The following is a 26,012-nucleotide window of genomic DNA, read 5'->3' on the forward strand; positions in this document are numbered from 1 at the left end:
TGCGGCCTTCCATGCGGCCTTCCATGCGGCCTTCCATGCGGCCTTCCATGCGGCCCTGGTTCAACCACTCGGGTTTTCCCTTGGCGATAATATCCCGCGCAAACTGGGACATCATGGTGTGTTCCTCCTCTGGACGGACGGCGTGGATGATTTCCTGGACAATGGATTCATTGTATTCATCATAGGTTTCGACAATATATCGCATAATGACCGGAAAGTCCACTCCGGAGTCGCCCAGCACCTCGATCAGATGCTTTTTGATCCGCGTCTGTTTTCCAGAACGGGTTGCATATTTGGCGGCGACCAGCCAGGCGCGCAATCGGGTATGTTGAGAAAGTTGATCGTCCTGTACTTTACCCAGGTCAAAAATCGGGAACTGAAAATTCAGCAAGAAGGGACGCCACCCGGCCTCGGCATCCACCAAGGACATGAACTCGTTTGGAATCCGCCATTCTGTCTCCCCATGATAGAACACGAATGGCACGATGGCAGGCAAGCGTTTCCAGTCTGGATTTTCTCTTGCCCACTGTTTCCACGCTTCGATCTGGTACTTGAGAAGTTGGAAGCCGATAAACGGATCCGGGTGGCTTTTGTGATCAATCAGAACGTAGAGCATGGCCACCCGATCGTGAATGGTGCGGACGCGAAAAAGTCGATCGGTCATCAGTCCGCGCAGTTCTTCATCCACGAAAGAGCCTTCCACCAGTTCCGGCGGATCGGAACTCAAGAGTTCGGAAAGCGCTCTTGGCAGACGTTCCCGCATGAGTGCTCCCGCTTTTTCCGGATCGGAGAGCAGGGATTTGAGAAAGCGGTCATGAGGTTGGGTGATTTCGTTCATGGCGTGAGGATATCAGGAACGCCTGGATACGTCATGATCTTTGCATGCCTGCGGGCGGATTGGCCGGGTTGATCGTGTCGGGTCTTCTTGGAAGACAGGACTCCTGGCGTTTCGCGCGGGTGGGTGGAGGGCAACCGGTTCCTGGAGCGATTTTTTGCCACGGGAACCGGTTGAGGAGAGGCTTGAAGAACGGTGGTCTTATTCGGCCAGGAACCGTTCCGCTTCCAGCGCGGCCATGCAGCCGGTGCCGGCGGCGGTGACCGCCTGGCGGTAGTGGCGGTCCTGCACGTCGCCTGCCGCGAAGACACCGGGAATCGCGGTGGCGGTGGAGTCCGGCCTGGTGACCAGATAGCCGCCATCGATGGTTTCGAGTTGATCGCCGAAGATGGCGGTATTGGGTGAATGGCCGATGGCGATGAAGACCCCGGTCAGGGGCAGTTCACTGGATTGGCCGGTTTTCACGTTTTTGACGCGGATGCCGCTCACCCCTCCCTGACCCGGTTCGCCGAGGATCTCCTCGATCACCGAGTCCCACACCGGCACGATCTTCGGATTGTCGCGCACCTTGTCCTGCATCACTTTTTCGGCGCGCAGCTGGTCGCGCCGATGGACCAGATAGACCTTGCTGGCGAAATGGGTCAGGAAGATCGCCTCCTCGGCGGCGGTGTTGCCGCCTCCGACCACGGCGATCTCCTGGCCGCGGAAGAAGAAACCGTCACAGGTGGCGCAGGCCGAAACCCCGAATCCCTTGAGTTTTTGTTCCGACTCCAGCCCCAGCCAGCGGGCCGAGGCTCCGGTGGCGATGATCAGGGCGTCGCAGGTGTAGAGATCCCCGGAGTCGGCGGTCAGACGCATCGGACGGGTTTTGAGATCCGTGGCCACGATGGTGTCGTAGACCATGGTGGCATCGAACCGTTCCGCCTGGGCACGCATCTTCTCCATCAGTTCCGGTCCCTGAATGCCATGCTCGAAGCCGGGAAAGTTGTCCACCTCGGTGGTGGTGGTGAGTTGTCCGCCGGGTTGCATGCCTTGAATGAGAATCGGTTTCAGATTGGCGCGGCCCGCGTAGATGGCCGCCGTGTAGCCGGCTGGTCCGGAACCGAGAATGATCAGTCGATGATGGGTTTCCTTCGCCATGGGTCGAGACTCCGCGTGTCGCTTGCAGAAAGATGTTGAAAAAAAGGTGAGCCAGGGGGAATAATGCCGCTTCGCGCCAGGCCCGGACAAGGAAAAAAACTTCCCGACCAGGTGTTTGTCGTGGAATCGCGTTCCGGTGGATCCGGGTTGAATGACAGGGTGCGTGCAACTTGCCAACCAGGGTGTCGGTGAAGGTCGGCTTCCCTCAAGTCGCATGAATCAACCATTTCGTGTTGCCCTGTTTTGGCGTATGGTGTGCATGGGACTCCAAGCCCGGCCTCGCTCCGGAAGCTGGCCTTTCACGCATTCATGACAGGGTGCGATCGTTATGCACGGTATTTTGTTCCTGGCTCTGGAAGATTTTCTCGACGCCCGTCTGGGCGAAGGGGTGTGGGCGCGCGCGCTCCAGGCGGCCAATCTTTCGGATCAGGCCTTCGAGCCGGATCGCTACTACCCGGATGAGATCGCCCAACGACTTTTCGACGTTTCGGCCATCCTGCTCAAACAGCCTCTTCCACAGATGCTGGAGTTGTTCGGACAACATATGAGTCCGGGTCTGGTGACCATGGGACGCTCCATGGGCATCGTCCACAAGGAGTGGAAGACTCTCGACATCCTCGAACATCTGCAAAGCGACATCCTGGCGCCCTTCTCCAACATCGAGGCTGGCGTCATGCCCCCGGATATCCGCACCTATCGCCTCAAGCACGGCGAGGTGGCGGTGGCCTATGTGTCTCGCCGCAAACTTTGCCCGCTGCTCAAGGGGATCGTGCGTGGACTCGGCCAGTTCTTCCAGGAGCCGATCGCCTTCAAGGAGCATGTCTGCATGCTCCAGGAGGCGCCGTTGTGTCGGCTTTCGGTTTTTCTCGACGACCCTTATTTTCTGCGCTACGTGGATGTGGAGCGGGAGTTTGGCCTGGCGCAGAGTCGCATCTCCGAGATCACCTTTTACAACGCCTTCCAGGGGGTTCCGGTCTCGGACCTCGGTCTGGTGCTGCGTTACTCCAAGGACGAGGTGCTGGTGCAGGTGCCGCCCGCGCAGTTGCTGCCCATGAAGCTGGAGAAGCAGACCTTTCTCTCCCTGCCGCACCTGCCCCAGGGGATCAAGGCGCTCATCCGCGAGGTGGATACCGAACAGGGGTTCGCCACGCTGGTGAACATGCGGCTTACCGATGGTGCGGTGGGATGCCGTCGTTATCCCCGGGTGGCTTCGGAAAAACCTCTGCTCGCGCAGATGAAACTCGGCAAGCGTCTTTTTCGCGGCACGATGCTCAATCTTTCCGGGGGCGGCACGCGCATCCTTCTGGAAAAGGAGAGCCGTCTGCCCGAGGTGTTGCTCTTCGAACCGGTGGCGCTTTCGTTTTCCATTCCCCTCAAATACGTCGAACTCGACGACACCATCGTTCTCGGTCCGGTTCCGATCAACCTGGAGGGCAACATCCTCGATGTCGCGCGGATTGGGGGCTCCATGGCGGTGCGGGTGGTTTTCGCCGGACCGCCCAAACGCGAGGCGATGGTGCTGGAACAGTATACCCGCAAACTGCGCGACGAGGCCCTGTCGGCGTTGCAGACGACCCTTTCACAGGGCAAGTAGTCTCTCTTCTCATACGACGCTCCGCGTCGGTCTGGTTTGGTTCCCCGTTCTTCCGGACACGTAACGATCGGTGGGTGATTGTTGGATTCCCAAAGGTCAACTGCTTTCCAGTTCTGATCGGTTGTTGGATGGATGCTCCAGGATCAACCTGGATTGGTCAGGATTGCATGACAGGTCTTGACGATTCTGGTTTTCTTTTGATAGTTTTTATATGGTATGGATTGTCACCTTGTTATAATTTTGTTGAATTGGAGATTCTGTCATGAGTCAGTCCTTGAATTTTCCAAACATCCCAAAATACTCAGAGGTTGTTGGTTTGATAACAAAAACACATCAAGGGCAAAAATTACATAAATTACTGGAAGCGGAAATTGGCAAGATCGAGGAAACCATAGTCCATTTGCGCACCGAAGGATGTCCGATCTATTCGACAAAAGGCCGGGTCAAGTCTGAGATCAGTATCTTTCTGAAATCCAAGAGAAAGATGAAGCCTCTGAACGAGCAGACCGATTATGTCGGGTTGCGGGTGTTGGTGATGTTCGATGAAGAGTTGCTCGAAACGTTCAAAGCTTTGTTGCGGACCTTGATCAGGCCCCCGATGTTGCGTGAAGTAACGGTTTTCAATATGCCGGATATGATGCGTCAGATCATTACTTCCAAAGAATTGGTGGATTTCATTCCTCCTGGTGTCCACTTGGATCTGGATAAAAATCCTCAAACCATTTCATTGACGGACCGAACCAATCTGGTCATCAAGAGTCTCAACAAAGGGACCGGCTATCGATCCATTCATCTGCTGTTTGCCAGGCAGATCGCTGGAGTGGGTGATTTTTATCAAGACAAAGGCGAGGCGTCGGATCATTTTTTGTTGGAGTTACAATTGCGTTCCTTGCTGGATGATGTCTGGGGCGAGATGGAGCATCGGTTGGCCTACAAGCAGGGCATGGCCAATCCCCAGATTGTTTCGAGTTTTGCCCACTTCAAGGATGATTTGCGGACCATGGGGAAACGGCTCGCGGAATTGAGCACCCTTAAATCCAGACACAGCGCCGTGGACAGTTTATCGATTCAGGAAGCCGGGCCTTACCTGTTTCTGGGCTATGAAAGAGATTGGGATCCTGAATTGATCGTTGGTCAGATGCGATCAACTAAGGCTGCACCCTTTCGAAAGGCGGTTGGTGATTTAATAAGGTGCTCAAAAGAATATTCTGACAACAAAATGAGCGAACATGAATACATATCGAAGGCTGGAGGTATTGTTGAAAATGTGGAATCCCTGTTAATACATTGTGAAATGCAGCGTGAATATCTTCAAAAAATAGAATATCATATTTTAATGGAGAAATATTATTTGAAGTTTCTCAGGAAGGATAAGGTGAGTTTGAAGGAAGTGTATCATGATTATGAGAGGATGATCAGCGAGACATCCAAATACAAGCATCGCCCAGTCCCTCATTTTCGGTTTGCTGAAGTTGCTTTTGTGTTGCATCGGATCGTCGAAAAAGATAAAGACAAAAGAAAGGAAAGTGAGGAATACTTCAAAAAGGCATTGCAGGAATTCGATAAGGCGATCTGTTTGGTGAAGGAGATTGTGGCAGACGGGGATCTTCCGGTTGATCCGATGCACTATCGGGTCGGGGCGGCTATCCTGAACAAGGTGGTGTCGGTCTATGAATTGATCGGCTCGGATGAGTATCTGGATTATTGCATGCGCCTCTCGGAATTGAGCATGGCGTTGCTCGACCGTATTCCGGACGATTCCCTCATCAAACCTAACATGCTGCGCATTCGCAACAATGCAGGTTGGTTGCAAGTTGAGAAGTTTCGATCCCTGCCCGTGCGGTCGGTGGAAAGCTCAGCCGGTGAAGACGATGAAGAGGAGAATCTTTGCTGGCATGGTAAATGCTTCGATACGATTGAGCCTTTGTTGAAAGTACTCCATTCGGGTGGGGTGGACACTGGGTCAGGATACAAATTTACCAGCAATGAGTTGGACACGGCAGCTTGGTTCCTGTTTCAGACGTGGATTAAGTGTTTGGAATTCAAGGAAAAGTTGAATATCGATCTCTGGGGGCGCCTGAGGCCTGGGTTCAAGGCGTTGTATCGAGACATGGATAATACCCTGCGCACGGCGCGCATATATTGCCGGCAGGTTTGGATCAAGGGGCAGAATGAGGGGGTGTTCGTTGCGAGAAGTCTGATCCGTCAACGAATCCATACGGAGCTGATCATGGACCCTCAGTGGTTGACATATGGGTGATGTCGGATTTTTTGTTGCGTTGCAAGAGAAATCTTGCCATTCAGCCAAAATGCGCTCATGCTTAGGTTGCAAATTCCGATCAAGAAGTGTACCCTTCCAACATCGTTTGCTCAAGGTAAGAGGAGAATACCAACATGATTGACATCGTGCGCTTCTGAGGAGAATCAACGGCTTGATGCCTGATATCTCATCAGAAAAAAAACCTCCGCGACGCTCTGTCGTGGAGGTTTTTTTTTGCGCTTTTCGTTGCATGGTTTCGGGCTTGGATTGTGTGGCGCCTCTTTAAAAAAAATCATCCGGGCTCTTGATGGCAGGCCGTCAAGGGATCTTCACAGGGTGGCAAGCAGTCTCTGGGTCAGATGCCGACGCGCGTCGGCGGTTTCCGTCAGTTGGTGAAACAAATGGTGCGGTCCGCTGGCCGTGGCGAGGATCCGGTCGGTATCCGTGGCGATTTCGCGATGGAGGTCGATCAGCCGTCGATCGAACCGGGCCAAGGCCGCGAGCAGCGGATCCTTGGCGAAACGCGCCCGCACGGTTTCGCGGGGTTCGCGGCTCAGGTCTCCCATCCACAGATGGGTCGCCCCGAAACAGGTGACGATTCCGTCGGCGCGGATCATCGGATCGATGTCGAATCGCTCCCCGTGGGTCTGACCGTGTTGCAGAAGATCATTCAGAAGCTCCCGCTCCTGGATGAATTCGCTGCGATCGAGCAGGGAAGCCCGTCCGAAGGCATCGATGGTGGAACTCATCAGGTGGATGGGCTGTTCCGGGTGGCTGGAGAGCACGAACATCAGATCCCGGATCACCGGCACGGTGCGGGTCGGATCGACCGGATCCTGTTTGTGGCGCGGTGAGACGGCGTGACGCAGGGGATGGAGGGTCAGGTCGCGCGCGAGGAGTTCCTGCCGCAACCGGGCGATGACCCCCTTTTCCAGGAGAGCGCCGGAGAGGTTCAGACGGGTCTGCTTGTGCAGGAGAACCAGCCGGATCTTGGGGTGGCGGGGGGCGATCTGGAGCAGATTGGCGATGTTGGCCACCGGGATGCGTTCGTGCAACGTCCCGTCGCGGTTGACGAGGATCTCTTGGTGGTATTCGTCGAAACTCACCTGTAGGATCACCTCGGGGGGCGCGGACTGCTTGGGCCGGGCGCGGCGTGCCTCGTCCAGCGCGTGAAAGAGGGCCTCGGCATCCTCGAGCGTGGTGGCGGTGGCGCCGTTCAAGAGGATGGCGAAGGCGCGGATGTGGGGGAGTTCCCGGATCGTCCGTTCAAAGAGCGGCAGTTGATCGTGCAACTCCCCACCGGTGAACAGAAGGCTTTGGGTCGTCTGGTCGATCCAGCGCAGGGTGGGCATGGGATCGGGCAGGTTTTTCATCGGATCGCGCCAGACGAACTGGCAGTGGCGGCAGGATTGCGAACAGGCCAAGCGCGGGATGAACCCCACCTTGGACCATGGAGGGAGGTCGTCAGGGGTGGGCAGGGCATCGATCCGGGCGATTCGTTCCCGATCCGCGCTTCCGCCCATCTCCCGCGAGGTCTCTTTCTGGGCCAACTGAACGCGGCGGATTCCTTGCCGAAGCGGCGGATGGACGATCCCGAGCGCGCGCCAGCCATCCAGAACCGCCCCTTGCGGATCTGCGGGATGGGCAGCGCGCCAAGCGGCGATGGCCTGGGCCTTGGGATTCCCGACCGGCTGTTGTGTCCAGTGGTCCAGGAAAGCGGCGACGAGGGCGCTCGGAGAGGGATTTTCCGCGAGGAGTCGGGCCAGCCACTGATGCTCCGGGTTGCGGGAGACGGCGAGCACGGCTCCGCGCCAGGCGGGATGGAGTTCCCGCTCAAGCCACTGCTGGGCGAAGAGCGCGGCGAAGATTCCCGCCGGACCGGCATCGTGGGTGCGGTTGAAACGGTTGACCGCCTCGACGAACCGGGTTTGATTGCGGGAGAGAAACGCCTGTTTCAGGTCTGGTGGGGTATGTCGGGTCCCACCAGACCGGCTTGGCAGACCTTCAGAATCGTTCGAATTCGTCATCCGTGGCCTGTCCGGTGGATCGGTTCGGGTTCATGCCGGAGGCGTGCCTGGAAGGGGCGGGCAGTGCACGAGGCTGGATGGGATGGGTGGTTGGACGGGCGGCGGATTGGGTCGCGACGGTGGGTTTTGTCGATGCGCGGGTCGAGTTTCCGCGGGTCGGGCCGAGACGGAAAAAACCGATGGAGTCGCGCATCAGATCGGCCTGGGCATTCAACTCCTCGGCGGTTGCTGCCATCTCCTCGGAGGAGCCGGCGTTGCGCTGGATCACCTGATCGAGTTGCTGGATCGCCTGATTGATCTGTGAGGCGCCCTGATTCTGCTCCTGGCTGGAGGCGGCGATCTCCTGGATCAGTTCCGCGGTTTTCTGGATGTCGGGCACCAGTTGGTTGATGATTCGTCCCGTCTCCTCGGAGATGGCGACGCTCGAGGTGGAGAGATGGCTGATTTCGCCTGCCGCGACCTGGCTCCGTTCCGCCAGTTTGCGCACCTCGGCGGCTACCACCGCGAACCCCTTGCCATGTTCGCCGGCCCGTGCCGCCTCGATGGCGGCGTTCAGGGCCAACAGGTTGGTCTGACGGGCGATCTCCTCGATGATGCCGATCTTGGTGGCGATCTCCTTCATGGCCTCCACCGAGCGGATCACCGCCGAGCCTCCCTGGGCGGCATCCCGTGCGGCCTTTTGGGCGATGGTGCGGGTGGTGTTGGAGTTGTCGGTGTTTTGCAGGATCGAGGAGGTCATCTCTTCCATGGCCGAGGAGGTCTCTTCCACCGAGGCGGCCTGTTCGGTCGCGCCCTGGGAGAGGTTTTGAGCCGAGTTGGAGAGTTCCTCGCTGCTGGCGGCCACCTGCTGGGCGGCGCTGGAGACCTCGCCGATCACCTGGCGCAGTTTGGCCATCATCTCGGAGAGCGCCTGGGCCAGCATGCCGATCTCATCTTTTTGATGCAGATCGATCGAGGCGTTGAGATCCCCGTTGGCGACCGCGCGCGCCAGTTCCACCCCCTTGACGAGCGGGATGGCGATGCCGTTGGCGATCAGCAGCGCCATCAGGCCCACCAGCACGGCAATGCCGAGAGCCAGGGAGACGATGGCGACGATCAAACCGTCGATCGGTTCGTGTACCTCGGCCAGATCGATCTCCGCCAGCACGGCCCATACGGTATCCACCACCTTGATCGGTGCGTAACTCGAGAGCACCGGATTGCCGTTGTAGTCGATGATCACCTTCGAGCCGTTCCTGCCGGCCAGGGCCTCGCGCGATCCTTCGGTGTCCACGCCGTTTTTTTCCACCGTCCCGGCGAAGGAGGCTTTCACCGAGTGGCCCTGCTTGTCGATGAAGGAGTCGGAACGCATCCGTTTGTCCGCGCCGACCAGGTAGGTCTCACCGCTTTTGCCCATGCCGTCCCGTTGTTGCATGACGGCATTGACCGCTTCCAGGGAGAGTTGCAGACCCACCGCGCCGATCACCTCGTTGTTCTGTCGGATCGGCGTGACCATGAAGGCCGCCGGATCGCCCTTGGAGGGGGCATAGGGTTCGTAGTCTCCGAACGAGGTGGCGTTGGATTTCATGGCCTTGTCGAACGCCTTGCCCAGACTGCTGCTTTTCAGGGGGCCGGTGATCAGGTTTTGTCCCAGATCCGGTTCCTTGGCGAACGAGTAGGTGATGTCGCCGTCGCTGGCGATCAGGAAAAGATCGTAATAGCCGTACTCCTTGGTGAAGTGGTCGAGCCATTTCGTGTAGATCTTGACCGCCTCGTTCCATTTGGGTCCGCCGATTTTCTTGCCATCCGCCTCGAAGGCATCCTCCAGACTGGCCACGGCCCGTTCCACGTCACCGGAAGCGGCCAGAACGTTCAGATCTCCAAACCGTTCGGCCATGAATTTCTCGATCTGTCCCTTCTTGATGGCCTGCACGGCGTTCAATTGATTGAAAGCCTGCTGCATCATGGCCTGTTCGACCCGACTGGCGGCAAACCAGCCGGTGATGGCCAGGGGCACGAGTCCGACCAACAGAAAAAGTCCCATCAGTTTCGGGCGCATGGGGATATCGGCAAGTCGCATGGGTGGAATCCTTGTTCGTGGTTGTGTAGAAGATGTGTTCCAAGACAGGTATTTTTCTATATGTTACCATCCATTTTCAATTTTTGCAAGTTGTCTGGTCACAATCCAGCTCATTCCACGCAGACAGGGTGTCAACAGAAGGTCTAAGGGGGTGAGATCCAGGAGGGGGGAGAGCAGGCGATCGTTCAGGATCAGCAGGGGGTGGATGCCGGCGGGGCGCAGCGGCGTGGCGAGCAGATCGACCAGGTAGAAGGTTTGCCAGAGCAGCGAGCGCCGCATGAAACGGGTCATGCGATACCAGCGCCGCCAGACGATCCAGGGCCGTTCGTGTGCGTCGAGCTGGTGGATGAGGCGCACGAACGGCAACAATCGCAGGGGGCGGGTGGCATCCTGGGCGCGGTAGAGGGCCGGGGTGGCGGTCAGGAAGGGGGAGAAATCGGCATGCCAGGCGGCGAGGATCAAGCCGTTGAGCAGCGCGCGTTTGACATGGCCCTCTTTCCGGAAGCGCCGTGCCGAGGTTTCCAGTTGGCCGGGCAGGATGATCCACAGGCCGTTCCCGGCCACCCGCGCGGCGAAATCCACATCTTCCAGAAAGGGCCGTTCCTCGGAAAAGCCTCCCAATGCCTCGAAAAATCGTTTGGAGAGGAGCATGCCCCGATCCCCGAAAAGGCACTCCGGACGGTCCAGACGGCTTTTGGCCTCGAACCAGGCCAAGATCCGTGGTGGGCGGAAGGGCGGATCCACGAAATGGACGCTGAAGTGTCCGGCGATGCGCTCTCCCGAACGGGCACGGGCGGCATCGAACCGCGCCAGGGCGTTTTGCAACAGCCCCGCATCCGGTAGCCCCGAATCCGCGTGCAGGAACAACAACACCTCTCCCAGCGCGTGGCGCGCCGCCTGGTTCATTTGAGTGCCGCGTCCGCGCCGCGCCACCGGGATCACCCGCGCGCCATGCCTCCGGGCGATTGCCGCGGTGTCGTCGCTGGAGTTGCCATCGGCGACGAGGAGTTCGAGCGACACCCCACGTTGGGCCCGGAGCTGATCCAGCAGGGATGGGAGCGTTCGGGCTTCGTTCACGGTGGGGATGATGACCGAGAGACGGGGAAGAGGCATGCTCGACCTTTTGTAAATCGGAAAAATTGGGTATGGTGGCACGAGGATAACCGCCAGCCAACCTTTTTCCAAAGGATGATGCGTCGTTGACCACCCTGGCCCGTTGGATTCCTCTGCTGGTGATGGGGATGGCCCTGCTCGTGATCTCCCCTTCCCGCGTATTGGCGGAGACGCATGGCGCTTCGGGTCGGCTGATCGTGTTCACCACCGAGTTCTGTCCCTATTGTCAGGAGTTCATGCGCACCGTCGGTCCGGTCTACGCCAAGACCGAGGTGGGCAGACGCTATCCCATGGAGAGGGTGGACAACTTCTCACCCCCCAAGGAGTGGGAGGCGCGGGTGTGGGAGATCCGCTTCTATCCGACCTTTCTGCTGCTCGACGGTCAGGGGCGGGAGTTGGGTCGGTTTCGGGGGTATCGGGGCGAGGAGCCGTTCTGGAGCGAACTCGAAACGATCGTCAAACGTGCGGAGAAGCTCTGACCATTGCCCATTCACACCGCGAGGGGGTGACGAAAAAACATGTCGTTCTTTGCCCGTTTGAAGGAGGGTCTGGCCAAGACCCGACAGATTCTCACCACCCCGATCGACGAGTTGTTCACCGGTGGCAAGGTCGATGAGGGGTTGCTGGAGGAGCTGGAAGATCATCTGGTCATGGCCGATTTCGGCGTCGAGACCGCCGCGCGCATCGTCGCGGAGGCGAAGGATCGTCTGGACCGCAAGCAGCGCAAGGATGCCGACGCCATGCGCGAGGCGCTGCGCGACACCATCTTCGACCATCTGGAGGCGGTACAACGGGCCAAGCCCATGCCGCCGCGCGTCACCCCGTGGGTGGTGCTGGTGGTGGGAGTGAACGGTGTGGGCAAGACCACCACCATCGGCAAGCTGGCCGCCTATTGCCAGTCGAACGGGGATCGGGTGCTGCTCGCCGCCGGGGATACCTACCGCGCTGCGGCGGTGGCCCAGTTGCAGAAGTGGGGGGAGAGGTGCGGCTGTCCGGTGATCTCCCAGGGGCAGGATGCGGATTCCGCCTCCGTGGTTCACGACGCCCTGGCCGCCGCGCGGGCGCGGAATTACGACGTGCTGATCGCCGATACCGCCGGACGGTTGCACACCAAGAGCAACCTGATGGAGGAGCTGAAAAAAATCAAACGGGTGCTCGGGCGTCTCGATCCCGACGCTCCCCACGAGACCCTGCTGGTGCTCGACGGCACCACCGGCCAGAATGCGGTCAGTCAGGTGAGCAAATTCCACGAGGCGATCGGCATCACCGGACTGGTGATCACCAAGCTCGACGGCACCGCCAAGGGTGGGGTGGTGGTGGGGTTGAGCGAGCAGTTCAAACTGCCGGTCCGTTACATCGGCGTGGGGGAGGGATTGGAGGATCTGCGTCCCTTTGATGCGCGTCAGTTCGTGGATGCGTTGTTTTGAGGCTGTTCAACCCTCCCGTGACAAGGAGTCGTTTCGTGTCGCTTCGAATCTCTTTACTCATGATTTCGGGGGTGATGCTGCTGGCATCCGCCGTTCCCGTCCGGGCTGCCGACGAGGCGTCGGTGGAGCTTTTTCGACGCCATTTCGCGGTGCTCGAGCAGGATGGGCCCCTGGATACCCTGCTGGACCGTGCCACCTGGCCACAAAACGAGTTCCTGACCTCCTATCTGGAACTCGAGATTCTGATGCATCCGGATCTGCCGGCGGCCACGGGTCGGTTGCGGGATTTTCTGGAGCGGTGGCCGAACCATCCCCAGGTGGACCGGGTGGTGAAGCTACTGGAAAAGCGCATGCTCGAGAGCGGCGGCGAGGTGGCGGAGAACTGGTTCATGGCCCATCCCGGCAAGAGCGCTTCGGCGCGACTGGCGCAGGTGGGTGGGTTGTTGCGGCAGGGCAAGGGCGAGGATGCCTTCGTGGTGTGGCGCGAGCTGTATCGCGAGGGGGTGGATCTGCTCCCCAAGACCCCGCTCGATCATCCGTTCTGGTCCCGTCCGCAACCGGCGGATCACGAGGCGCGAGCCCGCGCCCAGGCCGGCAAGGATGGCGCCGGACTGGCGATCACCCTGAGCCGTCTGCCCGAGCTGCGGCGCAAATTCTTCCAGGCCCTGGAGCTGGCCCGCAAGGGGGATGGGGCTTTCGTGCAACTGCTGACCGGTCTGGAGCTGAAACCTGCCGAGAGCCGCGAATTGTGGCGCGAGCTGTTCGAATCCGTCCAGAAACAGGGGGGCGTCACCCGCATGCGGGAGATGCTCGAGGGGCACGAGGGGGCACGGTTGGCCGATGACGATCGGCGCAAATTCCGCTATTGGCTGGGCAGGCAGTTGGTTCACGCCAAGAAGGAGTACGCGGCGGCGCTGAACGTTCTTGAAGAGAATGTGCGCGAGAAGGGCGGCACCCTGGAGGATTCGGCGTGGCTGGCCGGTTGGAGCGCCTTGAAACTCGGCGATCCGGTACGGGCGTTGGGTCATTTCGAGCGTCAGGCCGCCGAGGGCGTGACGCCGGAGGGGCGTTCCCAGGGGGGGTACTGGGCTGCGCGTCTGACCAACGAGGCGGAGCGGAAGAGCCATTGGCTGGAGGTGGCGGCGCGCCATCTGGACAACATCCATGGTCTGGCCGCCAAGGAGGAGTTGACCGGCTCCCTGCCGACCCTGCCCGAGGCCGAACCGGCCTGTCCGGATCAGGGGGAGAAGCCCAAGGTGACCGCCTCGGAGCTGGTGGGTCTGGCGTGGCTGGGCAAGGTGGGGCGCGACTGGTATGCGGGCCCGGAGATTCAGCGCCTTGGCGAGCGGTTCGGCTTGAGCGCCGAGGAGCGGTTGTGTCTGGCGTTGCGGTATGGTGCCGCCGAGTTGGCCTTGAAGCTTGCCCACGAGTTGCAGCGCAAGGAGCGGATTTTCTGGCGCGGTCTGTTCCCGACGCCCCGTTGGGTTCCGGATGGGGGCTGGACGGTCTCCCAGGCGTTGATTTGGGGTACGTCGCGTCAGGAGAGCCGGTTTTTTCCGCGTGCCGAGTCTTCCGCCAAGGCCTTCGGGGTGATGCAGTTGATGCCCGAGACCGCCAAGGGGGAGGCCAGGCAGTCCCAGTTTCCCGAGGCCACGCGCATGCGTTTGCAGATCCCCGCCTACAACCTCGCCCTGGGGCAGGCCTACATGAGGCGCATGCTCAGGCAGTTCAATGGCGACGTGGTGTTGGCCCTCTCTGGATACAACGCCGGTCCGGGTCGCGCCAGGCAGTGGCAGGAGGAGCGGGCGCGGTTGGATTCCATGACCTTCATCGAGGGGATTCCGATCACCGAGACGCGCACCTACGTCAAGCGGGTGTTGACCGGCATGGCGGTCTATCAGCTGTTGTCCGGGGGATCGGCGTCGATCAAGGCGGACATGGCGGTGGGTGGGCCGGGCGAGGCGGTGTTGGCCCCGGCTGGAAACGGCGAGGGGGCGATTCTCGCGCCGCGGTTGGTCCCGGCGGGCGGCGAGGGGCGATGATCTTGCCCCGGTCGGGACCGGGGGTGTGCCCCCGGATCCCAACCGTGATCGTGGACGAAGGGCCGGTTCAGGTCGATGTGGACGCTTGTCCAGCCCGGGCCGATGTGGACGAAGGGCCGGTTCAGGTCGCCGGCGTGTCGCCTTCGACCATGCCCATGATGCGTGCCACATAGCGGCGGGTTTCGCCCGGCATGGCCGAGGCGGGCTGCCGTTCCAGATTGCCCATGCCCCAGTTGTAGGCGGCCAGCGCGGAGCGGACGTTGCCGTCGTAGCGGTCGAGCAGGCGACTCAAGTAGAGCGTTCCGCCCATGATGTTCTCTTCGGCGTTGAAGGAGTCCTTCACCCCGAGTTCGGCGGCGGTGCCGGGCATGAGCTGCATCATCCCCTGGGCGCCGGCGTGGGAGACCGCCTTGGGATTGAAGTTGCTTTCCACCTTGATCACCGAGCGGATCAAATCCGCGTCCACGCCGTAGCGTTCCGAGGCGCGTTGGATGATCTGCTCATAATTCCCGCCTTCGAGTTTGGGTTGGATCTTTTGGGTCGGATCCGCCGGTGCGCGGGTTTTGGCATGCCGGATGGTGCCGGTGGCGTATCCTTGCGGCAGAGAGCTGGGGATGCCGCGGCTCATCAGCACCTCGTCGTCGCTGGCAAGGGTATTGCCGCCGGACAGGGAGGTCGGCAGGCCGCCGATCGAATCCTTGGCCTGGCGCAGCGAGGCCATGACCGCTTCCACGAGGGCGTTCACCGAGGCGGTGGTGAGTTTGTTGTTGCCGTTGGCGCTGGCGCGTTCTCCCACGGCCTGCATGAGCAGTTCGTTGAACGGGCTGCCGTTCGTGGAGAAGGCGCGCGGGCGGTTGTCCCGCGTGCTGGTGGCCTGGAGGGAGAGATCCGGCATGGTGATGGGAGTGGTTGTCATCGTCGTCACCTGACATACTGATGGTTTGGGATGAACGACAACCTGCAAATTCTACGCCATGCCAAATTTTGATCACTCCGGCGGTGCGGCGGAAGGGGGTATGATACCGCACCGCCGGGAGTGTCGTGACCGGATCAGGGCGTGCGCGGCAACCGGTCGAAGAAGCGGGCGCGGTACAGCACCCGTTTTTCGGCTTCGGGCGGATCGGAGAAGGCGGCGCGGGTGTGCAGCACGTTGTTGCTGATCAGTCCCCAGCCTTTTTCCAGCCGTCCCCGGAACTGGATGGGTTCCTTGGCCGCGAACAGGCCGCGCACGATCTCCACCGCCTGGCGGATGGCGTCGTCGTCGCGCCAGCGGATGCTTTTGACGCGGTTGGTGAAGCGCATGTGCAGGCCCGAGAGGGTGTATGCGAAGACCGGTCCGCTTCGTTCCGGGCGGGCGATGGCGCCATCGTTCTCCAGGCGGGCCGGGATGGTCATGGCATCCGGGCGCATGAGGGCGTCGAGGGCCTCGGGGTGGTGATCGCGCAGATGGATATAGACCAGATCGTGGTCCAACAGGTCGTTTTCGCCTCCTTCGTGGGCCGGGCGTTCGCAGTACAGGCACAGGGCCTGGACCGGGTGGTTGGCGGGGTTGTAATAGCCATCGGTGTGCCAGCCGATGGCCGCTTCGCGATAGGGGATGTAGTGGGCGAACGGGGCGTGTTTCGAACCACCGGGGGTGAGGGCGGAGAGTCCTGCGCCGTCGGCGCCCAGGTTGTGGTCGATCTCCGAGATGCCCAGTCGTGCGGTCATGGCGGGCAGTGGGTTCTGGTGGATTCGTTCCGGGTGGGTGAGACAAAAGAGGGCCATGTTGGTTTTGGCGCAGCGTGACAGGATCGCTTCGACCTCGCCTCGGGTCAGGTCGAAGGGGTCGCGCACCTCGACGACCAGATCAGCGAGTCGGGTGGGGTAATCGGTGAGTTTCTGCGTTTTCCAGGCCTGGTAGTCGGCCTCGTGGTCGAGCGAGAAGCGTGGCATGGTGCGGGGTGCTCCTGAAAGGTGAAGGGGACGATTCCGGTCTGCGACTGTCACGGGGGACGGGGGATCGAAGCTCCCCGGCGGAGGTTCGGAGGCAGCGCCTCCGAGGTGTTGATTTCGTGTCGCGGGGCTCCGACATGCACCGGCCAGGGCCACTGGCCCCTGGACTCCGTGGACTGGTATCCTGTTCGCGACCGTCCGCGAGAATAACCCACCCGGACCAGACCCGTCACCGTGAATTTGAAACTGTCAGAAGAGAGCCCAACGCATGCGCTTTTTCGCGGACCTGCATATCCACTCCAAATACTCCCGCGCCACCAGCCGCGATTGCGACCTGACACACCTCGCCCTCTGGGCGCGCCGCAAGGGGATCGCGGTGCTCGGCAGCGGAGATTTCACCCACCCGGCCTGGCTGGCCGCCATCGCCGAGGAGACCGTCGAGGCCGAACCCGGCCTCCGTCGCCTCACCCCGGAACTCGAACGCCGGGTGAACGAAGGACTCGACCAGCCGAACGCCATGCCACGCGCGGGCGAATCGACCCGCTTCCTGCTGACCGTCGAAATCTCGACCATCTACAAAAAAGGCGACTTCACCCGCAAGGTCCATCACGTCATCGGCGTGCCGTCGCTGGAGGCGGCCAGGCGACTCAATCAACGCCTGGGCCGGATCGGCAACCTCAACTCCGATGGACGCCCGATCCTGGGACTGGATTCGAGAAACCTGCTCGAGATCACCCTGGAGGCCGATCCGGATGCCTTCTTGATTCCGGCGCATATCTGGACTCCATGGTTTTCGGCCCTGGGGTCGAAATCCGGCTTTGATTCGATCCAGGAGTGCTACGGCGATCTGGCCGACCACATCTTTGCCGTGGAGACCGGCCTCTCCTCGGATCCGCCGATGAACTGGCGCATCGCCAGCCTGGATCGCTATCGCCTGGTGTCGAATTCGGATGCCCACTCCCCGTCCAAGGTGGCTCGCGAGGCGACCGTGTTTACCTCGGCCATGGACTACTTCGCCATGGTGCAAGCCCTGAAAACCGGCGACGGGTACGCCGGCACCGTGGAGTTCTTCCCCGAGGAGGGGAAATACCACCTCGATGGCCATCGGGATTGCCGGGTCTGCCTGGATCCGGTGGAGACGAGACGGTTGAACGGACTCTGCCCGGTGTGCGGCAAGGGGGTGACGGTCGGGGTTTTGAACCGGGTCGAGGAGCTGGCGGTGCGTCCCGAAGGGGGGGACCGCCCGGCCACCGCCGCGCCGTTTTTGTCCATGATCCCCCTGCCGGAGATCATCGCCGAGGTCGAAGGGATGGGGGTGACCTCCAACCGGGTCAACCGCGCCTACGACGAGTTGCTGCGTCGCCTGGGTCCGGAACTCTCCATTCTGGAGGAGGTGCCGGTTGAAGAGATCCGTACCCACGGATCGGTGCGCCTGGCCGAGGCGATCGCACGGGTACGACGCGGCGAGGTGATCCGCTCCGGTGGCTACGACGGCGAATTCGGCGTGATTCGGGTTTTCTCCGAGGAGAAACGCACGAGTCGGAGCGCGGCAGGATTGTTCGTACCTGGCGAGATCGAGGAGCGCGCGCCCAAAAACCCGACTCCACCGCGCAAGAGTCCCGAAAAAATGATCCCGGCGCGCATGGAAGAGAGGATCCCGCGCCCGACCGGAACCGCCGCCCCCGCCACGACCGTGGACGGCCTGGACGAGGCCCAGGCCCTGGCCGCCGGCCACGGTCACGGGCCTTTGTTGATCCTGGCCGGACCGGGCACCGGCAAGACCCGCACCCTGACCCACCGCCTGGCCGGCTGGGTCCGCGCCGGCGGCGTGCCGGAGAGCGGCCTGGCGGTCACCTTCACCCGCCGGGCCGCCGAGGAGATGCGCGAACGGCTCGGCCATCTGCTGGATGAAACGGTGGCCCGCCGCATCCCGGTGATGACCTTTCATGCCCTCGGCTGGTCGCTGATCCGCCGTCACGCCGCCCGCTTCGACGATTCGCCAGGGATGACGATCGCCGCCGAGGCCGAGGCGGCACGACGGCTGATGGAGGATCTGGGGGTGACCCGCGCCGAGGCCGGCAAACGGCTGGAGCAGTTTTCCAGGTTGCGCCGGGGGGGGATCGAAGCCGGGGATCCGAAGGCCGGGGAGCTGACCACGGCCCTGGCCTTTCACCGCGCCGCCCTGCGCAAACGGGGCCTGGTGGAACTCGAGGATCTGGTCGCCTTGCCGGTCGCGTGGCTGGATGGCGCGCCGGATCTGGTCGCCGAGCTGCGCGCGCGACATCGGGCCATCTTCGTCGATGAGTTCCAGGATATCGACGCCACCCAGTATGCCCTTCTGCGCCATCTGGTCGCACCGGACGGGGATCTGTGCGCCATCGGCGATCCGGATCAGTCCATCTACGGCTTTCGTGGCGGCAGTCCGGTTTATTTCGACAGTTTGGCCCGTGACTTCCCCACCCTCGCCACCGTGAGGTTGACCCGCAACTACCGCTCGGGTCAGGCGATCGTGCGCGGCGCCCTGGCGATGATGGCGCGCGCCAACGATCGACGCGAACGCGATCTGATGCCGATGCTTCCCGATGCGCGCCGCATCGTGCTGCACGCCGCCGCCTCGGATCAGTCCGAGGCGGAGTTCGTGGTCTCCACCATCGAGGGTTTGATGGGCGGACACGGCTTTCAGTCCCTCTCCAGCGGTCAGGCGGATGGCCACGCCTCGGGTGAGTACGCCTTTGCCGATTTCGCGGTGCTCTACCGCTCCGATGCTCTGGCCGCACCCCTCTGCCAGGCGTTGGAACGCTCCGGAATCCCCTATCAGAAACGCTCCCATGCCCGCCTGCGCGAACACGCCGGGGTCAAGAGCCTGTCGGAGGCGCTCGCCAAACGTGGCGGATCGGGTGCCCTGGTCGAACGGTTGAATGCGGTTGCGTCCCTCACCGCACCGGGCGACCCGGATGTGGCCCAGGCCTTGGCCTGGCTCATGCCCATGGCCGAACGGCATGGGAGCGATCTGGAGGCGTTCCTGGCCGAGATCGCCCTGGGTGCCGAGGTTGACTGGCTCGACCCGCGTGCCGAACGGGTGGCCCTGCTGACCATGCACGGCTCCAAGGGACTCGAATACCGGGTGGTGTTCGTGATCGGCTGCGAGGACGGGATGGTTCCGTGGCGTTTCGGAGACGGGGAAGAGGAGACGGCGGAGTCGGTGGAAGAGGAGCGGCGACTGCTGTTCGTGGCCATGACCCGCGCGAGGGAGACCCTGTTCGTGAGCTGGTCCCGCAAGCGCTTCTGGCGCGGCACGGTGCAAACCCGCACCATCTCCCCTTTTCTCGAGGCGCTGGAGGAGGGGTGGATCGAACGGCGCAAAGGTCGCGTCGGCGCCCCGCGCAAAAGCAAACCCATGGCCGGTCAGCTGTCGCTCAACTGGGAGTAGGGCGGATCTGGTGGCAAGAGCGGCTGGCGACGGATGCCGTCTCTGGTTTGGTTTGACGTTCGAACGTGCGTTTCAGACTCTTGATCTCTTCTTCCGTATGATGCTCATGATGCTTTCGGCCTGGCAGGAAGGTCCATCCGCTCATAAAAAATACCGACAACGATGATGGCGTTGTTGTCGTGGAGCCCAAAAATCACATCAATCTCGAGCAGTCGGCGCGCCTCACGACCGCGCCCGGCTCTTGAGTCCCTGCCAATAGGCCAGACGCTTGGCGATCTCGCGTTCGAAGCCCCGTTCGACCGGCTGATAGAAGCGCGTACCGCGCAGCGGCTCGGGCAGATACTCCTCGGCCACATACCCCTCCTCGTGATCGTGGGGATAGCGGTAATCCTTGCCGTAGCCCAGCTCGCGCATCAGACGGGTGGGGGCGTTGCGGATGTGCAGCGGCGGACCGAGGGAACCGGAGGAACCGGCGCACTCCGTGGCCCGTCCGAAGGCGGTGTAGACGCTGTTGCTCTTGGGCGCGGTGGCCAGATAGACCACCGCCTGCGCCAGGGCCAGCTCCCCCTCCGGCGAGCCGAGAAAGTGATAGCTCTCCTTGGCCGCCAGGGCGATGGTCAACGCCTGGGGATCGGCGTTGCCGATATCCTCGGAGGCGAACCGGATCAGACGTCGGGCGATGTACAACCCGTCCTCGCCACCCTGGACCATGCGCGCCAGCCAATAGAGGGCGGCATCCACGTCCGAGCCGCGCAGCGATTTGTGCAACGCGGAGATGAGGTTGTAATGGGCCTCGCCCACCCGGTCGTGCAGCAGCGCCCGACGTTCCAACGCCTGCCGCAACCCCTCCAGGGTGAGGGGTTGACCCGCCGCGATCTCCGCGCGATACAGCCCGGTGAGCACCTCCAGCAGGTTCAACGCATAGCGGGCATCCCCATCGGCCAGGTCGGCGATGGCGGGCAGGATTTCCGCTTCCAGATGGAGATGCAGACCGCCCAGTCCCCGTTCCGCGTCCTCGACCGCCCGTTCCAGGAGCCGTCGGATCGTGTCGGCATCCAGGGGATTCAACACCGCCACCCGACAGCGGGAGAGCAGTGCGCCATTCAAGGCAAAGGAGGGATTTTCCGTGGTGGCGCCGATCAGGATGATCGTCCCCTGTTCGACGAACGGCAGAAAGGCATCCTGCTGGGCACGGTTGAAACGGTGGATCTCATCGACGAACAGGATCGTTCCTTGAGGTTGGGCCTCCTTGGCCCGCTCCACCACGGCGCGCACCTCGCGCACCCCGTCGAGCACCGCCGAGAGCGCTTCGAATCGTTGCGCGGTGCGCGCGGCGATGATGCGCGCCAGGGTGGTCTTGCCGCTCCCTGGGGGTCCCCAGAGGATCAACGACGGGAGGCGATCCACGGCCATGGCCTGATAGATCAGTTTGCCCGGCGCGGTGAGGTGCTCCTGGCCGAGCAGTTCGGAAAGATCCAGCGGACGCATGCGGTCCGCCAGCGGCGGGGTGGTCGATCCGGAAGCGGAAGGTTTGCGACCGGTGGTCATGGGTTCACTGGCGCGAAGCCAGCCCCATGATGATGCGGTAGTCGTCGCGCAACGCCTCGTTGGAGAGCGGATAGGTGAAATTGCACGGCTTGAGTTTGCAGTATTGGCCGTTGGTTACATAATCCAGGATCAGCCGATAGATGTTGTAGTGATGGAAAATCGGATGGGTTTCGGCCTTGCCGTCCCGGAACACGATGAAACGGTTGCGGTGAAAACGATCCTTGGGCCCGGATTTCAGGTAACCGAGCTTGTCATAGGTTTCGAATCCCCCCTCCAGGGGCGGGAGATGGTCACTGACCAGCACGATCAGGGAGTCGGGATCCAGGGTGAGAAGCTGCTTGAGATAGTCGGCCAGCGCCTTGCTTCGGTAGTAGTGCTGGTTGACGATCCGCTCCAGATCCCACGGCAGGCCGGTATCCTTGAAGAGCACCGGGCCCATGCGGCTGCCCGGTTCGAAGGGGAAGTGACCGTACACGGTCAGGACGTAGTTGAAGAACGGTTTCTTGTCGGCCAGACGCTGCTTGACGAAGGCCAGGTTCTGTTCATAGAGATCCGCGTCGAAGAAATATTTGTTCTCCGCCTCTTCCCCGCCACGGGTCAGATAGGTGTTTTCGGTGGGGGTGTACTCCTTGGAGAAGTAAACCGCGTCGAACCCGATGCCGCGATAGGCCGGGATGGTGTTGAAGAAGTCGGGCTTGAAGCCGTTGGAGGCCATGGTGTGCAGCCCGAGTCGATGCAGGACGCGCGGCAGACAGTAGGTTTCGGCACCGGAGAAGACGTTGAATTCGATCTCGTCGAACTCCTGGAAAGCCGGAACGCCGCACAACACCTCGAATTCGGCCTGGGAGGTGTAGCCGCCGAACACCGGCGAGATGGAGAGTCCCTGCCGCTTGCCCAACAGGGCGGTCAGATCCGGATGGACCGGCTTGATCGTTTTCGGGAGGTTGGCCAGGAGGGTGGGATCGAGAAACCCCTCCATGACGATCATGTGGACGTTGCGCCCGTTGTTTTTGTCCGGGGTTTCCCACTCCGGGGGCAGGCGCATGGTCAGTTTGTCGATGTCGCGGTATTGATCGATGTGGCTGTAGGTGTCGCGGCGCTTGGCTTCGTTGTAGAGGGCGGTGACCAGGCGTCCGTTTTTTTCGACGTTGACGAGGGTGGCGTAGTGGATCAACTCGTAGGAGAGTTCGGTGAAGAGTTGAATGTAGCCCACGGGGAAAACGAACGGCATGCCCAGGATCAGGATGGCCGGAATCGACTGGAGCAGGGCGTTCCGGGTGAAGCGGATGAACCGGTACATCAGGTGGACGAGCAGCGCGAGCAGACCGAACAGCACCAGGTTGCCGGTCATCCCGAGCACGCCGATCAGCTCCGGCAGTTGGTCGATGTCGTTGATCTTGGGGATGCGGAAGAAGCGCAGGAAATAATAGTCGTGGATGAGGTAGAGGGTGAGCAGGGGGATGACCGCGATCACCGGTTGCAGTCGGGAGGGGCGGATGAAACCGTTCATCAGCCAGTAGAGATACACGAACAACGGTATCTCCATGCGCCAGACCCCGCGTGTCCACTCGATCAGCTCATCCGTGGCGAACAGATAAAGGCACATGCCGGCCACGAAGAGGGTGTGGCGGTTCACCAGCAGCCTTTGGATGAGGGCGGTGTTCATGATGGTGCCGACTTGACGGGCGGAGGGGGCGAATGGGCGATCATGTCGCGTTCGACTCGGATGCCGGGGTTGGGACGTTATCCTCCGAGGTGGCATGGGGGTTTGGAACCGGCAGGCGTTTGGCCGGCAGACCGCTGATGGCCGCCATGAGCAGGGTGATGGCATAGGGCATGGATTGCACCAGCAGCACGCCCACCCAGACGCGGGTGTCGAAGAAGTCGAAGCCGACCCGCAGCTTGATGCCAAAGGCCGCGATCCAGAAGGAGAGCATCAGGATGGTTTCGGTGCGCGCTTCGGAGAGGGCATGCCAGAAGCGGTGTCCCTCGGCCTTCTTGGGGGTGCGGAAGAAGGGTTTTTCGCCGCCGAAGAACCCCTGCATGATTGCCATGGAGATGGTGTGGGTCAACGACAGTCCGGCGATGGCCGCAGCCAGGGATTGCATGGGTCGGATGCCGACGTTGGTGTAGTAGAGATGCAGGTGTTTGAGGATTTTGAAGGCGAACAGGATCAACGGCAGAATGCTGAACACCACGGATGGCGCGTCGGCGTATTGCGGGCCGATGATCATGGCCAGGGACCAGGCCAGGGCGATGATGTTGAAGCCGAAGTTCAGGCCATCGGCCACCCAGGGCATCCAGCCGGCCAGGAAGTGGTAGCGTTGTCCCCAGCTGAGGCTGGTTTCGCGCACGCCCAGAAGTTCCTTGATGTGGGCGCGCATGATGCGCACCGCGCCGTAGGCCCAGCGGAAGCGCTGTTTCTTGAAGTCGATGAAGGTGTCGGGCATCACCCCGCGCCCGTAGCTCTTGGGCACGTAGAGGGCCTGATAGCCTTTTTCGAAGATGCGCAGTCCCAATTCGGCGTCTTCGGTGATGCACCACTCCGCCCAACCGCCCACATCTTCGAGCACCGAACGGCGTACCATGGTCATGGTGCCGTGCTGGATGATGGCGTTGCGTTCGTTGCGGGTGACCATGCCGATGTAGAAGAAACCGCGATACTCGGCATAGCACATGGACTTGAAGAGGCTCTCTTCCTGGTCGTGGTAGTCCTGGGGGGCCTGGACGATGGCGATTTCCGGTTTTTGGAAGTGGGGTGCCAGTTCGTGCAGCCAGTCGCCGTTCACCAGGTAGTCGCTGTCGATCACCGCGATCACTTCGGCGCGGGGATCGGTCTGGTGCATGGCGAAGTTCAGGGCGCCGGCCTTGAAGCCGGCCAGGGGATCCTCGTGGAAGAAGCGGAACCGGTCGCCGAGTTTGGCGCAGTGGTCGCGCACCGGTTGCCAGATGGCCGGATCCTTGGTGTTGTTGTCGATGACCAGGACTTCGAAGTTCGGATAGTTGAGCCGGGCCAGGGAGTCGAGGGTGTGGATCATCATGTCCGGGGGTTCGTTGTAAGCCGGGACATGGATCGACACCCACGGGAGTTGGGATTCGTCCGCGACTTCGGGGCGTTTGAGATCGCGGCGCCGGGCCTGCACCCAGGCCGCCTCGGCCCACTCGTGGGCTTCGGCGAGGAGCACCACGATCACCCCGATCATGCCCAATCCCAGCAACAGGCCGAAGATCATCGCTCCGCCGGTGAGATATTGCTGGCTGTAGTCGTAGACCACGTAGACCGCCAGCGAGGCGATGCCGTAGGAGAGGATCGCCAGGAAGAACCGTCCCCGTTTGCGCATGCCGTGGCTGTCGAGGAACAGCAGGGTGATGGCCAGCAATCCCACGAACATCGACGCCCCGGCCAGGACATACCATTGGGGAATGGAGACGATGGGCGCGTGGAAGGGGAATTTGGGGTGGCGATCGGCGTTGTAGACCCCCCAGTAGGAGCCGACGCCCCGTTCCAGGGAGTTGGCTTTCCAGGGTTGATCGAAGGCCTCGATGACGTAGTAGACGTATTTTTCCTTGTTGGCCCGGGCCAGGAAGCGTCTGAGGAAGGTGGCCTGATCGGCCTGGGTGGCCTTGGCGTCGATGCGGGTGCGACCGTCGCTGGGCCAGCCGACCTCGCCGATGACGATCGGTTTCTTGGGATAGGCCTCGCGCAGTTCGTTCATGCGCATGACGATGTAGTCGATGGCCTTTTCCTGGGCGATCCCTTCCCAGTAGGGGAGCATGTGGACCGCGATGAAGTCGGTGTGTTTGACCAGTTCCGGGTATTTGAGCCAGATGTGCCAGGGTTCGGCGGTGGAGACCGGCGCATTGACCGAGGAGCGGACTTTTTTGAGATAACCGATCAGTTTTTCCACCGGCAACCGGTCGTGGAGGATCGATTCGTTGCCGACGATCACCCGCACCACGTTTTGGGCGTTGGCGTTGACGGTTTTGATGAGGCGGTTGACTTCGGCTTCGTTTTTGGCGTCGTCGGAGTCGATCCAGCCCCCCACCATGACGTTGATGTTGTGTTTGTGGGCCAGTTTGGGGATCGAGGCCATCACCCCTTCGACCGTGTAGGAACGCACGGCGTGGGTTTTTCCGGAGAGCAGGGCCAGATCCTCGTCGATTTGGGCTTCGGAGGGGTGGATCCCTTTTTGCGGATCCTGATCGGCGCGATAGGGTGCGAAGGCGAAGCCCATCACCCGATCCGGCCAGAGGGGCTCTTCCAGCGGGCGGTTGAACCAGGCCCAAAGGCTCAGGGTGACCAGGGTGACGGCGCCGACGACCAACCAATGGCTAGGTTTCATTGAAGCTCAATCCGTGCTGTTGCCTTGATGATGTTCGGTTTCAAGATTGGCTGAAGAACGCTTGGGAGCGTTTGGGGTTCTGACTCGGCCAAACTGAAACATATACCACGAACGGATTCCCCAGACAAAGCGTCACGCCACGAAAATCACCATCCAGGCACGATTTTTTCTTGGAGACTGATTTGACGAATGCCAAACGGCCTTTCGGCGGACGCCGAGGAATGTGTGAATCCGGGTGGAGAGGCGCAGCCGTCCCTTG

17 protein-coding genes are annotated in these 26,012 nt (G+C 61.3%); 6 read left to right on the top strand and 11 right to left on the bottom strand.

What is annotated here, in order from left to right; genetic code table 11:
- Both ACV4UY_RS02090 and trxB read right to left on the bottom strand, forming a co-directional pair.
- Positions 1–838 (bottom strand): Rpn family recombination-promoting nuclease/putative transposase (locus tag ACV4UY_RS02090; RefSeq protein WP_491606007.1); only part of this gene is annotated, 838 nt, incomplete at its 3' end.
- Positions 839–1,036: 198 nt separating this feature from the next.
- Positions 1,037–1,975 (bottom strand): thioredoxin-disulfide reductase, encoded by a 939-nt coding sequence (gene trxB / locus ACV4UY_RS02095; protein ID WP_420904622.1) that lies wholly within the window; start codon positions 1,973–1,975, stop codon positions 1,037–1,039.
- 328 nt (positions 1,976–2,303) lie between these two features.
- On the opposite strand from trxB, the gene ACV4UY_RS02100 reads away from it, so the two are divergent.
- Both ACV4UY_RS02100 and ACV4UY_RS02105 read left to right on the top strand, forming a co-directional pair.
- The gene (locus tag ACV4UY_RS02100) at positions 2,304–3,569 is read left to right on the top strand and encodes a heme NO-binding domain-containing protein (RefSeq protein WP_491606008.1); all 1,266 of its coding nucleotides are present in this window, start codon (positions 2,304–2,306) and stop codon (positions 3,567–3,569) included.
- A gap of 262 nt (positions 3,570–3,831) precedes the next feature.
- Positions 3,832–5,829 (top strand): RelA/SpoT-related domain-containing protein, encoded by a 1,998-nt coding sequence (locus ACV4UY_RS02105; RefSeq protein ID WP_491606009.1) that lies wholly within the window; start codon positions 3,832–3,834, stop codon positions 5,827–5,829.
- Between the two features lie 329 nt (positions 5,830–6,158).
- On the opposite strand, the gene ACV4UY_RS02110 is transcribed toward ACV4UY_RS02105, so the two are convergent.
- The 3 genes from ACV4UY_RS02110 to ACV4UY_RS02120 form a co-directional block, all read right to left on the bottom strand.
- Positions 6,159–7,856: a radical SAM family protein gene (locus ACV4UY_RS02110; protein ID WP_491606010.1), complete on the bottom strand. Its 1,698-nt coding sequence runs from the start codon at positions 7,854–7,856 to the stop codon at positions 6,159–6,161.
- A complete protein-coding gene (locus tag ACV4UY_RS02115; RefSeq protein WP_491606011.1) occupies positions 7,834–9,915 on the bottom strand; it encodes a methyl-accepting chemotaxis protein in 2,082 nt (693 codons plus the stop codon). The genes ACV4UY_RS02110 and ACV4UY_RS02115 overlap by 23 nt, the downstream gene beginning before the upstream one ends.
- A 63-nt stretch (positions 9,916–9,978) precedes the next feature.
- Positions 9,979–11,028 carry a TIGR04283 family arsenosugar biosynthesis glycosyltransferase gene (locus ACV4UY_RS02120; RefSeq protein ID WP_491606012.1) on the bottom strand — a complete coding sequence of 350 codons (1,050 nt, stop codon included), beginning with the start codon at positions 11,026–11,028 and terminating at the stop codon, positions 9,979–9,981.
- Positions 11,029–11,114: 86 nt separating this feature from the next.
- On the opposite strand from ACV4UY_RS02120, the gene ACV4UY_RS02125 reads away from it, so the two are divergent.
- From ACV4UY_RS02125 to ACV4UY_RS02135, 3 genes are read left to right on the top strand one after another with little or no spacing between them, the layout of a single operon-like run.
- Complete coding sequence (locus ACV4UY_RS02125; protein ID WP_491606013.1) at positions 11,115–11,507, top strand: thioredoxin fold domain-containing protein; 393 nt, start codon at positions 11,115–11,117, stop codon at positions 11,505–11,507.
- Between the two features lie 39 nt (positions 11,508–11,546).
- The gene (ftsY, locus tag ACV4UY_RS02130; RefSeq protein WP_491606014.1) at positions 11,547–12,455 is read left to right on the top strand and encodes a signal recognition particle-docking protein FtsY; all 909 of its coding nucleotides are present in this window, start codon (positions 11,547–11,549) and stop codon (positions 12,453–12,455) included.
- Positions 12,456–12,490: 35 nt separating this feature from the next.
- Positions 12,491–14,497: a lytic transglycosylase domain-containing protein gene (locus ACV4UY_RS02135; RefSeq protein WP_491606015.1), complete on the top strand. Its 2,007-nt coding sequence runs from the start codon at positions 12,491–12,493 to the stop codon at positions 14,495–14,497.
- Between the two features lie 121 nt (positions 14,498–14,618).
- Here the strand turns inward: ACV4UY_RS02135 and ACV4UY_RS02140 are convergent, their stop codons facing one another.
- Both ACV4UY_RS02140 and ACV4UY_RS02145 read right to left on the bottom strand, forming a co-directional pair.
- Positions 14,619–15,413 carry a lytic transglycosylase domain-containing protein gene (locus ACV4UY_RS02140; protein ID WP_491606016.1) on the bottom strand — a complete coding sequence of 265 codons (795 nt, stop codon included), beginning with the start codon at positions 15,411–15,413 and terminating at the stop codon, positions 14,619–14,621.
- Positions 15,414–15,547: 134 nt separating this feature from the next.
- Complete coding sequence (locus ACV4UY_RS02145) at positions 15,548–16,432, bottom strand: TauD/TfdA family dioxygenase (RefSeq protein ID WP_491606017.1); 885 nt, start codon at positions 16,430–16,432, stop codon at positions 15,548–15,550.
- A 268-nt stretch (positions 16,433–16,700) separates the two neighbouring features.
- Here ACV4UY_RS02145 and ACV4UY_RS02150 point away from each other — a divergent pair, with 268 nt between their 5' ends.
- Complete coding sequence (locus ACV4UY_RS02150; RefSeq protein ID WP_491606018.1) at positions 16,701–19,862, top strand: UvrD-helicase domain-containing protein; 3,162 nt, start codon at positions 16,701–16,703, stop codon at positions 19,860–19,862.
- Between the two features lie 222 nt (positions 19,863–20,084).
- On the opposite strand, the gene ACV4UY_RS02155 is transcribed toward ACV4UY_RS02150, so the two are convergent.
- The 4 genes from ACV4UY_RS02155 to ACV4UY_RS02170 form a co-directional block, all read right to left on the bottom strand.
- Positions 20,085–21,410, bottom strand: coding sequence for a replication-associated recombination protein A (locus ACV4UY_RS02155; protein WP_491606019.1), 1,326 nt, complete (start codon positions 21,408–21,410; stop codon positions 20,085–20,087).
- 4 nt (positions 21,411–21,414) lie between these two features.
- Positions 21,415–23,076, bottom strand: a complete 1,662-nt coding sequence (locus ACV4UY_RS02160) for an LTA synthase family protein (protein ID WP_491606020.1) — start codon at positions 23,074–23,076, stop codon at positions 21,415–21,417.
- 40 nt (positions 23,077–23,116) lie between these two features.
- Positions 23,117–25,753, bottom strand: a complete 2,637-nt coding sequence (locus ACV4UY_RS02165) for a glycosyltransferase family 2 protein (protein ID WP_491606021.1) — start codon at positions 25,751–25,753, stop codon at positions 23,117–23,119.
- Between the two features lie 40 nt (positions 25,754–25,793).
- On the bottom strand, positions 25,794–26,012 hold a 219-nt coding region (locus tag ACV4UY_RS02170; protein WP_491606022.1), incomplete at its 5' end, for a hypothetical protein.

The organism is Candidatus Magnetaquiglobus sp. (genome assembly GCF_058402785.1).

Bases quoted from the DNA above. Each gene is read 5' to 3' on its own strand.
- trxB (WP_420904622.1), bottom strand. From the start codon at position 1,975: ATGGCGAAGGAAACCCATCATCGACTGATCATTCTCGGTTCCGGACCA.
- ACV4UY_RS02100 (WP_491606008.1), top strand. From the start codon at position 2,304: ATGCACGGTATTTTGTTCCTGGCTCTGGAAGATTTTCTCGACGCCCGT.
- ACV4UY_RS02105 (WP_491606009.1), top strand. From the start codon at position 3,832: ATGAGTCAGTCCTTGAATTTTCCAAACATCCCAAAATACTCAGAGGTT.
- ACV4UY_RS02110 (WP_491606010.1), bottom strand. From the start codon at position 7,856: ATGACGAATTCGAACGATTCTGAAGGTCTGCCAAGCCGGTCTGGTGGG.
- ACV4UY_RS02115 (WP_491606011.1), bottom strand. From the start codon at position 9,915: ATGCGACTTGCCGATATCCCCATGCGCCCGAAACTGATGGGACTTTTT.
- ACV4UY_RS02120 (WP_491606012.1), bottom strand. From the start codon at position 11,028: ATGCCTCTTCCCCGTCTCTCGGTCATCATCCCCACCGTGAACGAAGCC.
- ftsY (WP_491606014.1), top strand. From the start codon at position 11,547: ATGTCGTTCTTTGCCCGTTTGAAGGAGGGTCTGGCCAAGACCCGACAG.
- ACV4UY_RS02140 (WP_491606016.1), bottom strand. From the start codon at position 15,413: ATGACAACCACTCCCATCACCATGCCGGATCTCTCCCTCCAGGCCACC.
- ACV4UY_RS02145 (WP_491606017.1), bottom strand. From the start codon at position 16,432: ATGCCACGCTTCTCGCTCGACCACGAGGCCGACTACCAGGCCTGGAAA.
- ACV4UY_RS02150 (WP_491606018.1), top strand. From the start codon at position 16,701: ATGCGCTTTTTCGCGGACCTGCATATCCACTCCAAATACTCCCGCGCC.
- ACV4UY_RS02155 (WP_491606019.1), bottom strand. From the start codon at position 21,410: ATGACCACCGGTCGCAAACCTTCCGCTTCCGGATCGACCACCCCGCCG.
- ACV4UY_RS02160 (WP_491606020.1), bottom strand. From the start codon at position 23,076: ATGAACACCGCCCTCATCCAAAGGCTGCTGGTGAACCGCCACACCCTC.
- ACV4UY_RS02165 (WP_491606021.1), bottom strand. From the start codon at position 25,753: ATGAAACCTAGCCATTGGTTGGTCGTCGGCGCCGTCACCCTGGTCACC.